This window comes from Aestuariivita sp. (assembly GCF_049276915.1).
GTDB lineage: Bacteria > Pseudomonadota > Alphaproteobacteria > Rhodobacterales > Rhodobacteraceae > Aestuariivita.
Genome location: NZ_JBASXK010000031.1, coordinates 57,958 through 74,376 on the forward strand (window position 1 = coordinate 57,958; position 16,419 = coordinate 74,376).

7 protein-coding genes are annotated in these 16,419 nt (G+C 62.9%); 5 read left to right on the forward strand and 2 right to left on the reverse strand.

From position 1 onward, the window contains the following. The first annotated feature begins 4 nt into the window (after nt 1-4). From WAO69_RS03150 to WAO69_RS03165, 4 genes are read left to right on the forward strand one after another with little or no spacing between them, the layout of a single operon-like run. Nucleotides 5-1,012, forward strand: a complete 1,008-nt coding sequence (locus WAO69_RS03150; RefSeq protein ID WP_422176592.1) for an AAA family ATPase — start codon at nt 5-7, stop codon at nt 1,010-1,012. Then, the gene (locus WAO69_RS03155) at nt 1,009-1,884 is read left to right on the forward strand and encodes a DUF58 domain-containing protein (RefSeq protein ID WP_422176593.1); all 876 of its coding nucleotides are present in this window, start codon (nt 1,009-1,011) and stop codon (nt 1,882-1,884) included. Before WAO69_RS03150 ends, WAO69_RS03155 begins: the two co-directional genes overlap by 4 nt. Next, a complete protein-coding gene (locus tag WAO69_RS03160) occupies nt 1,881-4,649 on the forward strand; it encodes a DUF4159 domain-containing protein (RefSeq protein ID WP_422176594.1) in 2,769 nt (922 codons plus the stop codon). Before WAO69_RS03155 ends, WAO69_RS03160 begins: the two co-directional genes overlap by 4 nt. Then, nucleotides 4,646-6,688 carry a hypothetical protein gene (locus WAO69_RS03165; RefSeq protein ID WP_422176595.1) on the forward strand — a complete coding sequence of 681 codons (2,043 nt, stop codon included), beginning with the start codon at nt 4,646-4,648 and terminating at the stop codon, nt 6,686-6,688. The genes WAO69_RS03160 and WAO69_RS03165 overlap by 4 nt, the downstream gene beginning before the upstream one ends. An 11-nt stretch (nt 6,689-6,699) precedes the next feature. On the opposite strand, the gene pbpC is transcribed toward WAO69_RS03165, so the two are convergent. Both pbpC and WAO69_RS03175 read right to left on the reverse strand, forming a co-directional pair. Continuing rightward, on the reverse strand, nt 6,700-8,742 hold the full coding sequence (pbpC, locus tag WAO69_RS03170) for a penicillin-binding protein 1C (RefSeq protein WP_422176596.1): 2,043 nt from the start codon (nt 8,740-8,742) through the stop codon (nt 6,700-6,702). Next, a complete protein-coding gene (locus tag WAO69_RS03175) occupies nt 8,739-14,162 on the reverse strand; it encodes an alpha-2-macroglobulin family protein (RefSeq protein WP_422176597.1) in 5,424 nt (1,807 codons plus the stop codon). The genes pbpC and WAO69_RS03175 overlap by 4 nt, the downstream gene beginning before the upstream one ends. 183 nt (nt 14,163-14,345) lie before the next feature. Here WAO69_RS03175 and WAO69_RS03180 point away from each other — a divergent pair. After that, on the forward strand, nt 14,346-16,419 hold a 2,074-nt coding region (locus WAO69_RS03180), incomplete at its 3' end, for a response regulator (protein ID WP_422176598.1).

The following is a 16,419-nucleotide window of genomic DNA, read 5'->3' on the forward strand; positions in this document are numbered from 1 at the left end:
TGTCATGTCCGACGACGCAGATCTGGTGGCCGAGATCGAGGCCCTCGAAGATAAACTGGCCGAGGCGCGCGCATCTATCACCAAGCGGTTTATCGGGCAGGAACGGGTCGTTGACCTCACACTGACAGCCCTCCTGAGCGGCGGCCACGCGCTGTTGATCGGCTTGCCCGGTCTGGGGAAAACCCGGTTGATCGAAACCCTGTCGACCGTGATGGGGCTGCATGGCAACCGGATCCAGTTCACACCGGACCTCATGCCGGCGGATATTCTGGGCTCGGAGGTTCTGGATACTGCCGAGGACGGCACAAGGTCTTTCCGCTTTCTGCCGGGGCCGATCTTTTGCCAGTTGCTGATGGCGGATGAGATCAACCGGGCCAGCCCGCGCACGCAATCTGCCTTGTTGCAGGCTATGCAGGAGAAAATGGTGACCGTTGCCGGTCAGGACAGGCCGCTCACACCGCCGTTCCACGTGCTGGCCACCCAGAACCCGATCGAACAGGAAGGCACCTATCCGCTGCCCGAGGCCCAACTGGACCGGTTCCTTGTGCAGATCGATGTGAATTATCCCGACCGGGCAACCGAACGGGACATTCTGCTGGCCACAACAGGTGTGGCCGAGGAAAAATCAACCGAAGTGTTCAGCCGCGATGAGCTGATGGCGGCGCAGAAACTGCTGCGCCGGATGCCGGTTGGCGATGGTGTCGTGGACATGATCCTGGATCTTGTGCGCGCATTCCGCCCCGGAGAAGCGGATGTATCCGACCGCGTGCGCGAGACCGTTGCCTGGGGCCCGGGCCCGCGCGCGGCGCAGGCGCTTATGCTGACGGTGCGCGCGCGCGCCTTGTTGCAGGGGCGGCTGGCTCCGAATGTGGAAGACGTCATCGACATGGCGCGACCCGTGTTGAGCCACCGTATGGCGTTGAACTTTGCTGCGCGCGCACGCGGTGACAGCCTCTCCGATCTGATCGAGACGACAGCGGCCGGGTTGACCCGGACCGAGGCTGCCGCGTGAACAATCCCCTGATCCTTCGCGAACGTGCCGAGACAGAGGCCGCGCGTCTGCCCGCTTTGCTGGCGCGGGCAGAACATCTGGCCGGAACCGTCCTGTTGGGCGAACACGGACGCCGCCGCGCGGGATTGGGAGATGATTTCTGGCAGTACAGACCCGCACAAATCGGTGACAGCTCGCGGATGATCGACCACAGGCGCAGCGCCATGGGCGATGTGCAGTTTGTGCGCGAGCGGGAATGGCAGATCGCCCAGTCGGTCATGCTCTGGGTCGATCAGGGCGCGTCCATGCGCTTTACCTCCGACGCGAATTATCCCGAGAAATCGGACCGGGCCCGCGTCTTGGCCCTTGCAACCGCGATCCTGCTGATCAGGGGCGGCGAACGGGTGGGGTTGACCGGCACCTCACTGCCGCCGCGCCGGGGCAGTGACCAGGTGCTGAGACTGGCCGAGGCATTCTCGATCGATGCGAACGAAGATTATGCCGCGCCGGAACATCGGGCGATGATCCCGCATGCCCGAGCACTGTTCATATCGGATTTTCTGGGCGACATGGCGGATGTCAAACTGGCACTGACCAAGGCGGCGGATCGCGGAGTAAGCGGCGTGCTGCTGCAGGTACTGGACCCCAGCGAAGAGGCGTTCCCGTTCCGCGGTCGCACGATCTTTGAAAGCGTTGGCGGCACGCTCAGTCATGAAACGCTGAAAGCCAACGACTTGCGCGACCGGTATCTTGAGCGTTTGGCAAGCCGCAAGGCGGAACTGGAACAGCTGACCCGGGCAACCGGTTGGCGACTGGGGCTGCATCACACGGGCGATTCCGCGCAATCCGCCTTGCTCTGGCTGTACCGCGCGCTGGATGGGGGGACGACATGACCATCCTTGGCGGTATCGGCTTTACCACACCCTGGCTTCTGCTGGGTCTCATCGCGCTTCCGATCCTGTGGCTGATTTTGCGCGCGGTACCTCCTGCACCGATCCGCCGCCGTTTCCCCGGTGTCGTGTTGATGCTGGGACTGACCGATGATGAAAGCGTGTCGGATCGCACACCGTGGTGGCTCTTGCTGCTGCGGATGCTGGCCGTGGCCGCGATGATCCTTGGTCTGGCGGGCCCGGTTCTGAACCCGCAAGAACAGCGCGGCGGTTCCGGCCCGCTGTTGGTGCTGCTGGATGGCAGCTGGGCGGGGGCGGCGCAATGGCCTGCCAAGATGGAACTTGTCGCGTCGAAACTGGCAGAGGCCGGGCGCGCCGGACGTACCGTGGCCATTGCCAAACTGACCGATCCGGAAGAGCCGGTGTTTCAGGCCGCCGACGTCTGGCGCAGCCGGTTGCCCGGCTTTGCCCCTGCACCCTGGCAGGCAAATGAGGGACGTGTCGAGGACATGATCGCAGCCTTTGGCGATGGGCGTTTCGATACCTTCTGGATCAGCGATGCGCTGGATCATCCGGGCCGCGATGATCTTCTGGCCGACCTTGAAGGCCGGGGCGATGTGACCGTGTTTCAGACGCCCATACCGTCCTTTGCGCTGGCACCTGCGCGCTTCGAAGACGGTGCCATTCAACTGACCGCCCTTCGTGCTGTTGCCGGCGGGGAGCGCGAGGTCACAATTCTGGCGATAGGACGTGATCCTGCCGGAGTTGAACGGGTGCTGTCCAGCGCCTCCGCCACTTTCGAGCCCAGCGCGACCCAAGCGCAGACCGCTCTGGTACTGCCGGCAGAACTGCGCGGGCGGTTGTCTCGTTTCGAAGTGCAGGGCCAGCGCTCGGCCGGTTCGACAACACTGTCCGATGACAGTCTGCGCCGCCGCGAGATCGCCTTGATCGCCGCGCGTGAAGATCGCGAGGGGTTGGAACTGCTCTCGCCGCTGCACTATCTCGAACAGGCGCTGATCCCCACAGCTGAGCTTCTGAGCGGTGCGTTGCTTGAGCTTTTGCCCGCAAACCCGGATGTCATCGTGCTGGCCGATGTTGCCACCCTGTCTTCCGGCGAGGAAGAGGCGCTGACCACATGGATCGAAGAAGGCGGCATGCTGTTGCGCTTTGCCGGGCCTCGGCTGGCCGCAAGCGACGTCAGCCGAACCGAAGAGCATCCGCTGATGCCGGTGCGTCTGCGCGCAGGGGGCCGCAGTGTCGGCGGTGCCATGAGTTGGGGCGAGCCCAAGGCGCTGGCCCAGTTCGAGGAGGGATCGCCCTTCTTTGGCCTGAACATTCCAGAGGATGTGACGGTTACAGCCCAGGTTGTTGCCCAACCCGATCCGACGCTTGCAGAACGGGTGGTTGCATCGCTGAGCGACGGCACGCCTCTGGTAACCCGGAAGACTCTGGGCGCAGGGCAGGTCGTCTTGTTCCACGTCACCGCCAATGCCGAATGGTCCAGCCTGCCTCTTTCCGGGCTGTTCGTGGAAATGCTGGAAAGACTGGCGGTTTCCTCGGCCTCGAAAATGCCAGAGGCGTCTGACCTTGAGGGCACCACATGGACGCCTGTTCAGGTCATGGACGGGTTCGGGCGGTTGCGGGATGCGGGCAATCTGCCCGGTGTCGACGGACCTACTCTGGTGTCTGCACTCGTCGGGCCGGACCTGTTGCCCGGTCTTTATGACAGCGATGACAGACGGCTGGCGCGAAATGTGATCGGGCCTGACGACGTTCTCAGCCCCGCGGTCTGGCCCGCACGCATCCCGGTCGAAGGCATCACCGTGCGCCCGGAACTGCCATTGGGCGGGTTGCTGCTGACACTGGCCATCGGCCTCTTGCTGCTGGACGTGATCGCGGCATTGGCTCTTTCCGGCAGGTTGGGCCGATCCCGTGCTGTGGGAACAGCGACTGTTGTGCTGGCTTTATTGTTCTCGCCGCTTGCCACCCCGGCAACCGCGCAGGACACGGGCGACAGCGAGGCGGTTTCGGCCACGGCAGAGATGATTCTTGCCTATATTCTGACTGGCAATTCGAACGTCGATGATGTCTCGGAAGCCGGTTTGCGCGGCCTGTCTGACACCCTGTTTTTCCGCACCTCGGTAGAGCCGGCCAATCCCATCGGCATCGACCTCGAGCGGGATGAGCTGGCTTTCTTCCCGATCCTCTACTGGCCCATCACGCCAGATCAGCCGACACCCTCCGCCGAGGCTTATGCGAAGTTGAATGCCTATCTTCGATCCGGCGGAATGATCATGTTTGATACCCGCGATGCCGATATCGCGCGCTTTGGCTCATCCAGCCCGAATGGGCGCAAGCTGCAGCAGCTGGCAGCGCCGCTGGATATCCCGCCGCTGGAACCACTGCCTGCCGATCACGTTCTGACGCGCACCTTCTATCTGCTGCAGGATTTCCCCGGGCGCCACACCAGCCGTGATGTCTGGGTCGAGGCGGCTCCGCCGGATGCCCAGCAGATCGAAGGCATGCCCTTCCGCAACCTCAATGACGGTGTCACTCCGGTGGTTATCGGCGGCAATGACTGGGCGGCGGCATGGGCCGTCGATGAGCAAGGCAACGCGCTGTTGCCGGTTGGCCGTGGCTTTACCGGGGAAAGACAGCGCGAGCTGGCCTATCGTTTCGGCGTCAACCTGATCATGCATGTGCTCACGGGCAACTACAAGTCGGACCAGGTGCATGTGCCTGCCCTGCTGGATCGGTTGGGCCAATGACCGGAACCATCATCTTTGACCCGCTCATTCCCTGGGTTGCGCTGATTGCGGTCGCGACCGTCGCCCTGGCCACGGTTTTGCTGGCAGGGCTGCGTGGGCTGTCCGGCTGGGGCCTGCGCGCTCTGGCGGGTGCCATGATCATCGGTGCGCTGGCCGGCCCTGTGTATCAGCAGGAAGACCGCGCGCCGCTCACCGACATTGTCGTGATGCTGGAAGACGCCAGCGCAAGCCAATCGCTGGGTGATCGCCCTGATCAAACAGAGACGGCGGCCGCGGAACTGGCCCAGAGGATCGAAGCGCGTTCCAACACCGAATTGCGCCGCGTGCGTGTTGCTGATGGGGAAGGCGATGCAGGAACCCTGCTGATGACCGCCCTGAGCGAGGCCCTGGCAGAAGAGCCGCGTGCCCGTATCGCTGGCATCATCGCGCTGACGGATGGCCGTTTGCACGACATCGAGCGCACGCCGGACCTGCCTGCGCCGTTGCATGTGTTGCTGACCGGACGCGAGGCGGACTGGGACCGCCGCCTGATCGTGCGCAACGCGCCCGCCTTCGCCATCATTGGTGAGCCGGTCACGCTGACATTGAGCATCGAGGACAGCGGTGCCTCCCCGCCCGGTGCGACCACCGCGCCGCTTGATATCTCGGTTGATGGTGGTGAGCCGCAACGGATCGACGTGCCGATCGGGCAAGAGCTGGAACTGCCGGTCACCCTGCCTCATGGAGGGCGCAACGTGATCCAGTTCACCGTGCCCAAGGCGGATGGAGAGCTGACAGATCGCAACAACACAGCCTTGATTCAGATGAACGGCGTGCGCGATCGCCTGCGCGTGCTGCTGGTCTCTGGTGAGCCGCATCAGGGCGGCCGCACATGGCGTAACCTTCTGAAATCCGATAGCTCGGTTGATCTGGTCCATTTCACCATTCTGCGCCCACCGGAAAAGCAGGACGGCGTCCCCGTGAACGAACTGAGCCTGATCGCGTTTCCCACGCGCGAACTGTTTCTGGAAAAGATCGATGATTTCGACCTGATTATTTTCGACCGCTACAAACGGCGCGGTATCCTGCCCGCCATCTACCTCGATAACGTGGCCAATTATGTGCGCAATGGTGGTGCGGTTCTGGTCGCGGCAGGGCCGGATTTTGCAACTGCCGACAGCATCTATCGGTCGCCCCTTGCATCTGTCCTGCCGGCAGAGCCCAGCGCGCGGGTGATCGAAGAGCGTTTCCGCCCCACGGTGACCGATCTGGGAGGTCGTCATCCTGTGACATCCGAACTGGGCCGCCCGGACAACTGGGGCGCATGGCTGCGCCAGATTGATGTGGTGCCGCAGACCGGTGACGTTGTGATGTCGGGCAGCGATGACCGCCCGTTGCTGATTTTGGATCGTGTGGAAGAAGGGCGCGTGGCGCTGTTGGCCTCTGACCATGCCTGGCTCTGGAGCCGCGGGTATGAGGGCGGCGGGCCACAACTGGAATTGCTGCGCCGTCTGGCTCACTGGATGATGAAAGAGCCCGAGTTGGAAGAAGAAGCCCTCTGGGCAGAAGCAACAGGCCAAACCATGCGGATTATCCGGCGGACGCTGGATGAAGCGATCGGGCCTGTGACCGTGACGCCTCCGGTGGGTGACAGCGTCGAGATCGAGCTGGAAGAAATCAGCCCGGGTCGCTTCGAGGCGCTTTACAGCGGGCCCGAGATCGGACTTTACCGCCTGGTGGAGGGAGAGCATGAAGCCGTGATCGGACTAGGCCCCGCAGCACCGCGCGAGTTTGAAGAGACCATTGCCTCTGCTGATCTGTTGCAGCCCGTGGTCGCCTCTTTGCGCGGCGGGATGTTGCGCCTGGAGGACGGCTTGCCAACCCTGCGCACGGTGCGCGAAGGCAGACCCGCTGCCGGGCGAGGCTGGATCGGACTGACCCCGCGCGGAGCCTACGAGACAAGTGACGTGACACAGATCCCGTTGCTGCCAGCCTGGCTGGTGCTTCTGCTGGCCTCGGGTTTCATTCTTGCAGGCTGGCTGCGCGAAGGGCGGCGGTAAGACCGCCCGGTTCAATCCATGATCCGGATAGTGACTCGCGCTGACAGGCCCTGAGCATCGACCACTGTCAGCGTTGAAAACCCCGCTCCGGGGTTGGGCAGTTCGATTTCGCGCGTCTGGAGGCCGGTTGCGATGGGCAGACCATTCGCTAGGACCGAATAAGGCCGGACTCCGCCGCGAAGTTTGATCAGCACCGTATCGCTGTCAGAGGCCAGATAGGCACCATCCGGCGGAAACATCAGCTCGGGGGCGTTCGCCTGGACAATCCCGGCACCACGCGGGCGAAACCGCTGCAACGGCTGGGGCAGGTTTGCAGCCCCAAGCAGCAGGGTCTCGGGCGGAGGCGGTGGCAAAGGGTCAAAAGCGGGCTTTATGCCCCCCAGCGCCTGAAACAGGATCGGCGCTGCGACACCTGCACCAAACGCTCCCGGCACGGGCGTTCCGTCCGGACGGCCGACCCAGACACCGACGACATGACGCCCGTCCCAGCCCACGGCCCAGGCGTCCCTGTGGCCATAGGATGTGCCGGTTTTATACGCGATCACTTCCGCCGGAGCGCCCTGCGGCGGGGCCAGTTCGGCCAGGATGTTCCCGAGATGCCAGGCCGCCATCGGCGACATCAACCGCGTGCCTTGCGCGCGTTCAGTCGATTGATGGGTCAAGGCAATGGCTTCGCCCCCCCGCGCAATCGCACCATAAAGCTGCACCAGATCATTGAGGCTCAGCCCGATGCCACCGAGCGAAATCGCCAGCCCCGGTTTGCCGCCCGGGACCTGCGCGCTGATCCCGGCTCGCGACAGCGCACCCATTACCCGGGCAGGGCCCAGCGCCTCGGTCAGTTTGACAACCGGAATGTTCAGCGACAGTTGCAGCGCATCACGGATCCGCACATCTCCACGAAACTGCCCGTCAAAATTCTGCGGCGCATAGCGGCCGAACCGGACCGGTCCGTCATGGATCAGCGTGTTGGGGTGAACAAGGCCCTGATCAAAAGCCAGCCCATAGATGAGGGGTTTCAGCGTCGACCCCGGCGAGCGTATGGCGCGGGTCATATCAACAAAGCCCTGCCCGGCAGTGTCGGTGAAATCCGGTGATCCGACGGATGCCAGAATCTGGCCTGTCTGGTGATCCGCCAGCACGATCGCACCGGACACCTGCGCGGGCGCGTCGCTTAGCGCCTCTGCCAGAAGCCGCTCGAGCCGGGATTGCATCGCGATATCCAGCGTGAGCCGGTGGCGCAGAGCGGTGGGGTCTGCCGCGACCACTGCCTGGCTCAAATGCGGTGCAAAGGCCGGAAAACCTTTCTGGCGGCGCGGCACATCGGCCTGCAGCGCGATGGCGGCCTCATCGAAAGACAGCGCGGATTGGCTTGCCAATCGTGCGATCACCCGATCACGGGCCACGCGCGCGGCCTCGGGGTTGCGATCTGGCCTGCGCGCTTCGGGTGCCTGAGGAAGGGCGACCAGCAAAGCCGCCTCGGACGGTGTCAGGCGACGCGGATCCTTGCCAAACCACGCAAGACTGGCCGAGCGCACCCCTTCCAGATTGCCCCCATAAGGCGCATGCAGAAGATACAGCGCCAGTATCTCGTCCTTGCTGAACCGCTGCTCCAGCGCCAGCGCCAGACGGATCTGGCGGATCTTTCCGGACCATTTCCCGGTGCTGCCATTCTCGAGAAGACGGGCAACCTGCATGGTCAGCGTCGAGCCGCCCGAGACAATTTCCCGGCTCCACGCCGCTTGCGCCACGGCCCGGATCAGCGCCAGGGGGTCGACGCCCGCATGCTCCCAAAACCGGCGATCTTCATAGCGCAGCAGCATGTCGATAAAGTCCGGATCGACGCCAGACGGCTTGATGCCCAATCGCCAGCGTCCGTCTTCCACCGGGAAGACGCGCAACAAACGGCCGTCGCGATCCACTACCTCGACAGATGTCTCGGACAAAACTGGGGGCACCTCGGTCGCCGCGACCCAACGCGCGCCCATATCATGCAGCGCACCGGCCCCTCCCAGAGTCAGCCCCAAGGCAAACAGAAGAGGGGCGGCGCGTTTCATTCGCGTATGGTCACACGGCCTGTTTCGGTGCGTGCGCCATATCTGGGGCGATACATGTCTTCCACCGAGGCCGCAGGCTGATGGTAATCCCCCGGTGTGATGGCACGGGCGACATAGGCCAGTGTCACCTCCGAGCGATCCCGCAGATCGACCGCCGCCAGGAACCGATCACTGCGGAACTCTGCATGTTCCACCTCGCTTGTCCTGAGCCACTCCAGCGCCCGGATATCGCCCGAGCGCAGCAGGCTCGGGTTGTCGATCTCGACACCGGCAGGCAGCGGATCATCCACCATCAGCCGCGCGCCTGTATCCCCGGAAGGCTGAACACTCAGCAACACCACGAACCGTTGGCCAACGGTCAAAGTGGCCGGATCGAGCTCCTCACCCTCCAGGGTGTAGAATTCCCGTTCAATGGTATATCCGGTGCCGCCCGCCGGCGGCGCGATGGCAGGTACACCCATTGTGGTCAGCGTAAGGTCCGTGGTTGCAGAGGTGGTAATCGCATAGCTCTGAGCGCTGATCCCGTCTTCCAGCAGGCGCACGAACGGACCTGAGACCTCCGTGCCGTTCACCCGCAACCCGGCAGAGCCCGGAGCTTCGGCCAGAGCATGTGCCGCCAGCAGGGACCAGGCGGCCTCCTGGGTTGATCGACGGCCATCGCGCAGCGCAACGCGCTGCACCAGGCCATCCCGGTCAATTGCCGTGCTGCCTGCTTCGGAAGCCAGCGTCAGAACCCCTGCCGCATCGCGCAAGCGCGTCCCGAAATCGCTGCGCCAGATGGGCAGACCGTCGCCACTGGCCCGATCAAGCCGCGCCTGAGACAGAGCGAACATGCGATCCGCCCTGACCTGATCGCCATAGGCCGCCAAAGCCGCAGCAAGTTGAGCAAGCGCCATCGGCGTGGCAAAGTTTTCCGCCTTCTGATCAGCATAGTAGCGCAGATCGCCCATCGCCGCTTCGCCCTCGCGTGCAAGAACAAACAGCGCATAGGCCAGATCTTGACCACCGTTGTCGAAGTCCGGCTCGAAGTTCACGCGGTTGCGCAGGTTGTCGATTGCCATGCGAAAGGCAAGATCGGGCACAGTGTGACCTTGCGCACGCGCGCGGCTCAGGAAATCGGCCACATAGGCATCCAGCCAGAAATCGCTGTCAGATTCTGCACTCCACAAGCCAAAGGCCCCATTGGCGGCCTGACGCGCAAGCACCTGCTGAATGGCCGAGGCGATCTTTCCGTCCATATCCGGCCTGTCCCCCAAACCGACGGCCTGCGCGACCGAACTGAGATAAAGCAAGGGCATCGCCTGCGAGGTCACCTGTTCCGTGCAGCCGTAAGGATATCTGTCGAGCACGGACAACAGTCCGGGCGCATCAAATCGCGCCAGTGGCCCGGCAGAGATCACCGCCGATCCCGTGCCATCGCGCATCTCGGAGAACACCGCTCCATCCAGGGTGAAGGTCTCTCCGGCTCCCAGACTGAACCGGCGCGTCACGGCGATCTCGGGGTCATTGGCGCGCACCGGCAGGGTGAATTCCTGTGTCAGTTCCCTGTTGTCGGGCGTCACCAGCGTCAGCTTGATCGGGTGATCCCCGATCTGATCGGACGCCAGCGCGATATCCAGCACCTGCTGTGCGCCCTCACTCAGCGAGACCTCGGCGTTTCGCGCACTCAGCCTGACCGATGCCGGCGCATCGAGGCGCACCTGCATAGCCCCGGTCGGTCCTTCGGCATGTATCAGTTCGATGCGCAGGCGGCTTTGGTCGCCCGGGGCAAGAAAACGCGGCAGACTTACGCGCGCAACCACCGGGTCGCGTACGATCACGTCACGCTCGGCCTGACCAACACCGCGCGGGCTCCATGCCACGGCCATCAGCCGGACCGTGCCGTTGAAGGCCGGAAGGTCGATATTGACAAAAGCCGTACCATCCGCGCCCACGCGAACCGGACCGGTGAACTGGGCCATCAGATCTTCTGTGGGGGGTGGCGATTGCATGCGCATCCCGGAACCGGAGTCCCCGCCCGAGCGAACCTGCCCCATCGCGCCATTCATGCCATCGATCAGGCGACCGTAGACATCCCGCAACTCGACACCCAGACGACGCTGACCAAAATAATGTTCAGAGGGATCAGGGCTGTCAAAACCAGTAAGATTGAGAATACCGAGATCGACTGCTGCAAGCGTCAGCCAGACCTCTTCGCCCGCGGGCGCACCCGCGACGCTTACTCCTGCGCGCAATGTGCGACGCGGTTGGGTGATGTCAGGCGCATCAATGCTGACCTGAAGCTGCCGGTCACCCGGCGCGACCTTGGCATAGGCCAGCCCGAGAGAGCGCGCGGGATTTTGCCCCGCCGCCACATCCATCGGGCGAATGACAGAAGCCGTGACATAGGCCCCGGCCCCCCACTCATCGGTCACGTCGATCGGGATCAGGTTCTCACCCGCGACGACCTCGACCGCGCGGCGTTCGATGACCTTGTTGGACATCACCGTTATCAGCGCGGTCCCGCCATAGCGCGGAACAAGCCGCAGGCGGGCCGTGTCGCCGGGCGCATAGTCCGGTTGATCCAGCGAAAGCTCAAGCGTGTCAGGCGTATTCGAATTATCGGCGGGCGCGTACCAGCCCGCATAAAAATCCTCGGCAGCCGCAACATATGCGCCACCTGCGCGCTCGACCACCAGTTCATAGCGCCCCCAGTCGACCGGTGCAGAAACCGTCACGGGCGTTTCACCAATCTGCGCCTCTCCCGATGCGATCCGGCTGCGGCGGGTAATCGGTTCCCAGTCCCAGCTCCCGTAGAGGCGGTACCACTGATACCGCGTCTCGATCCGATTGAGCGTCCATGTCACCGTCATCGGTTCTGCAACAAGCTGCGGCGACAATGCCATGATTTGGAATGTGGCCTCGCCACCTTCGGGCACCACCTGTTCAAACTGCGGTTTGATTCCGATGATCGCAGTCGCGGGCTGAACAGCGGCGGTCACCTGTCGCTCGACAGGGCGGCCCGAGCCTTCGGCGATGCGTCCGGTGACAGTCGCCTCCAGCGGCAAGCCGGATACGTCCGTTTGAGGTATCTCGATCTGAACAGATGCGCGGCCATCAGGATCGGTCGGACCGCCGCTGAAGAAGCTGCGCACAGCGCGCGTGCTTTCATCATAGCGCCCAAACCTGAAGCCTGGCCAGTCCGACAGGCTTCGCACGGGGCGCAGCGCGACGGATCCTTCGATCCCAAGCCCCGCCCCCGGAGCACCGAACAGATAGCGCGCCTGAATTGCCAAGGACGGCGCATCGCCGGGGCGCAATGCCGCGTCTGGCAGGCTCAGATCAAAGTCGATCCGCTCGGGCAGAAAATCCTCGACCAGGACCTGTGTGGACGCAAGCGCATCGCCCTCGGCGTCGGTTTTGACAACCACATTCCAGGTGCCGCGTGGAACGTTCTGACCCAGAGCAAAGCCAAAGACATGACCCCCCGCAGCCCCTCCGCCAGAGACACGGCGCGTGTACTCAACGCCATCAGGGCGCGTCAGGATCGCCGTCAGGGGCAAATTCTCGATCGCGCGGGCGTCGCTGTTGCGGGCAAGCACAGTCAGGTTGATTGTCTCGCCCGCCCGGTAAGCGCCCCGGTCCGGTGTCAGGAAAACATCGACAGGCCCGGCGGGCGCACGCCCTTCCACGCCACGGTCCGACAGATCAAAGGCCGGATCGGTCAAGGTCAGAAATGCCAGATCTTCCTCGCCCAACTGCGCCAGCACCATGGCAGGGGCCGCCGAGCCAGCCCCTCGGGTCAGTCCCGGCTCAAACCGTGCGGACCCGTCTGCTTGGGATTTTATGCGCCCCAGAACTTCGTTGGCGCGTGAAATCAGGGTCAGCGTGACGCCTGCCCGAGGGGCCGCATCCGAAAGGCCGCGCACATCCACATGAAGCCCATCCGCACCGCTCATGGTCGTCAGGCCAAGGTCGGACAGGACAAACCATTGCGTGGCACCTCCATCCTCATATTCATCGCCATTCGGGTCCCGCGCGTTCAACGCATAGATGCCTGTCGGCAAGCCTGAAAGCACCTCTCCCAGCGGCAAGCGGGTGATCATGTTCTGATTGAGGTCGTTTTCCACCTCTGCGGTCCCGGTCCAGACCTCTTGGGCGATCGTATCCGCAAAGCGGTCATCTTCCCATTTTGACAAAGGCCTGCCGAAATAGCCCTCCTGCACCGCGTGCAACAAATTGCGGTCCGATACCTTGCGCAGTTTCAGGTCAATCTGACCAAGGTTCACCGTCTCGACCGGGATCGCCGCATCAGCGGCCTTGGGAAGCACATAGGCGCGCCCCGGAAAGCGCACGAGGGTACTGCGGTCCCGGACATATTGCGTGATTTCGGTATCGCGGATCAGCACCTCGCCCGATGCGGCGGGCAAGCCGCTGCGGAAGGTCAACCGATAGCGCGCACCGTGATCCACCCCGTCGATGCAGATCTGGCGATCATCCACCTGAACCGCCAAATCCGTCGAGGGCAGCCGCACGAAGGGCTCGTAATCGACGCCGGTCTTGGCCAAGGATTCCGAGAATTCGACGCAGACCCGTGGGGCAGCCGCGTCACTATCGACCTGCGTGTCCACAATCCGAAAGCCATACTTGGCAATCGCCGCATCAAGCGCCAGTTCGATATCGCTGCGCGATGCCTCGCTTTGCGCCAGCCTGAGCGCCGACACCATGTCACGACCCCGGCCCAAGTTTTCCAGAGCCGGAGCAAGCTGCATCAGGGCATTGGCGCGCACGGTGCCAGACTCCCCTCGGAGATAGGCATTGGCTGCCGCAAGCAACGCGCGTTTTGTCAGCTGCCGGCGGGCCTCGTTGTTGTCAGGGTCAACCGCCAGGCTGAGACGCGCATACTCGACCCAGAGATCGGCGCGATCCGTCATGGCAACCGCCACGCCCATCCAGCGCAGAGCCTCCTGCATGTTGGCACCCGCCTCTCGGGACCGGGCAGCATCAAGCACATCCTGCAGGGCAACATCCCTCACGCTGTGGCGAAAGCTGATCCCACGGGCCTCATCTGCCGCTTCGCGGATCAAAGCGTCCGAAAGAAACCCCAGCGCCGCGCGGCGGACATCGGCATTCGCCAGAACCGCAGGGTCGGTTGCGACTTTCTCGGCCGAGATCGCGCCTTGATATTCAGTGCGCTCCGAGACCGCGGATTTGGGGAAACACGCATTGGAACGAGCATTGAAGGTAAAGGCCGCGCAGGCCTGGTTCTGCGCGCAGGCCCGGATACAGGTGGCAAGATCCGTGTCAAACAGCGCCTGCAGGTCTGATCCATAGAAATCCACGTCTCGTGTTGCAATCATCCGATGTTCAGGCACCGCCTGAGCCCAGAGCGCGGAAGCAGCAAACAACGACAGCAGAAATGCAAGGATGAAACGGGGCATATTGGGTCTCCCAACCGATGTAATGCGCCCAGCGTGACACGGCGGGGGTGAGTCTGGCAACTCTGCGCCCGGCAAACCCGAGGTTTTCGTCGCGGTATCCCGCACAGCTTAAGATGTTTTTCACCTTGGCTGCACATTCTGTAGGGGGATCACGGGACCAGTTCGTCCGGGAGAGAGTTTGGCATGAACCTTGCAGGAAAACTGGCGGAAGAGAGGCGCGCGCGCCTTGCGGCTGAACGGTTGCTTGAACTCAAGCAGGCCGAACTGCACGCTGCGAACCGCAAACTGGGCAAACACGCGCTGGCGCTGACCCGCCGCATTGGCGCGACCGAAGCCGAAGTCGCCACCGTCCGCGATGAGAACGAGCGGTTCAAATCGGACCTGACGATTGCCAATGAGAAGGTCGAAATCGCCGAGCGGCGTCTGTGGCTTTCCATCCAGACCATCCAGGATGGATTCGCGTTCTTCAATGTCGATGGGCTGATGATTGGTGCCAATACGGCCTATTTGTCCGTGTTCGAAGATCTGGAAGAGGTCGGCCCCGGTGTCAGCTATGCCCGGCTTCTGCAGCTTTTGACCGATGAGGGTATCGTCAACATTGCCGATCACACCCCCGCCGATTGGCGCGCGCAGATGTTGTCGCGCTGGGAATCTGCGGCACCGGAACCGGTCGTGATCCGGCTCTGGAATGATCAATACATCAGGCTGATCGACCAGCGCGGCCATGGCGGGGACGTGGTCAGCCTTGCGTTGAACATAACGGAAACGGTGCGCTACGAGGCCCAGCTTGAAGCCGCGCGTCACAAGGCCGAGACAGCCAATCGCGCGAAATCCGCGTTCCTTGCGAACATGAGCCATGAGATCCGAACCCCGATGAATGGCGTTGTCGGCATGGCCGATCTGATGATGGATACGGACCTGACCGACGAGCAGCATCTTTATGTCTCGACCATCAAGAACTCGGGCGAAGCGCTGCTCGTGATCATCAATGACGTGCTGGATTACTCAAAGATCGAGGCCGAAAGACTGACCTTGCATCCCGAGCCCTTCGATCTGGAACGCTGCGTGCATGAGGTGGTGACATTGCTGCAACCGGCAGCACGCGACAAAGGGCTGATACTGGCACTGGATTGCGATCTGTTTCTTCCGGTCGAAGTGTTGGGCGATATGGGGCGCATCCGCCAGATCCTCACGAACCTTGCTGGGAATGCCGTCAAGTTCACCGAAACCGGCCATGTCCTTATCCGCCTGACGGGGGTGGCGGATCACGATGCGGGCATGGTTGATGTCCGCATCATCGTCGAAGACACCGGGATCGGCATCGCAAAGAACAAAACCAGCCACATCTTCGGAGAGTTCAATCAGGTCGAGGACGAGAAAAACCGAAAATTCGAAGGCACCGGCCTTGGGCTGGCCATCGTGAAACGCCTGGTTGACCTGATGCAGGGACAGATCTGGGTCGACTCGGACGAGGGTAAAGGTGCCTCTTTCGGGGTCAGCCTGCCCTTGCCGCTGACAGGCCCGGCGGTTGAACCTCCGGATCTGGCGGGCACGCTCAGGCGTGTTCTGATTGCCGACCCGATTGACGTGAACCGCGACGTCTTGCGCCGGCGGCTGATGCAACTGGGCCTTGAGGTCACGGCCCAAGCAAGCGGTGCCGATACGCTGGACACCCTGAAAACGCAGACGCGTTTCGACGCGATCATACTGGATGATGGCCTTCCTGACATGACGCCGAACGATCTGACCAGCGCGATCCGCGCGGCAGGGTTCAATATCCCGGTCCTGCTTGTCTCGGGCAAGACCGCTGATGCCGGGCAGGTTTACACCAGCGTGATACCCAAGCCTCTGACCCGTGCCGCGCTGTTCTCGCATCTGGGTGCCTTGACTGCGGACGTCGCCTTGTCAAACGCCCCCGTCCCGGTGCCAACCCTGCAAGGCACGCCGCGCAAGATGCGCATTCTGGCGGCCGAGGATAACAAGACCAACCGGCTTGTGTTGGGCAAGATGCTCAAGGATCTGCAGATCGAACTGGTCTTTGCCGAGAACGGAGAAGAGGCCGTTGAAACCTTTCGGGCGTTTGAGCCCGATATGATCTTCATGGATATTTCGATGCCCCGAATGGACGGCAAGGAAGCCACGCGCCGCATCCGCGCGATGGAACAGAAAAACGGCAGGCACACACCGATCATCGCCCTGACCGCCCATGTGATGGAAAGCGATCAGGCCGAAATACGTGAGGCAGGTGTCGACACGT

Excerpts from the sequence above, each read along its gene's own strand:
- WAO69_RS03150 (WP_422176592.1), top strand. The coding sequence starts at position 5 with ATGTCCGACGACGCAGATCTGGTGGCCGAGATCGAGGCCCTCGAAGAT.
- WAO69_RS03160 (WP_422176594.1), top strand. The coding sequence starts at position 1,881 with ATGACCATCCTTGGCGGTATCGGCTTTACCACACCCTGGCTTCTGCTG.
- WAO69_RS03165 (WP_422176595.1), top strand. The coding sequence starts at position 4,646 with ATGACCGGAACCATCATCTTTGACCCGCTCATTCCCTGGGTTGCGCTG.
- pbpC (WP_422176596.1), bottom strand. The coding sequence starts at position 8,742 with ATGAAACGCGCCGCCCCTCTTCTGTTTGCCTTGGGGCTGACTCTGGGA.
- WAO69_RS03175 (WP_422176597.1), bottom strand. The coding sequence starts at position 14,162 with ATGCCCCGTTTCATCCTTGCATTTCTGCTGTCGTTGTTTGCTGCTTCC.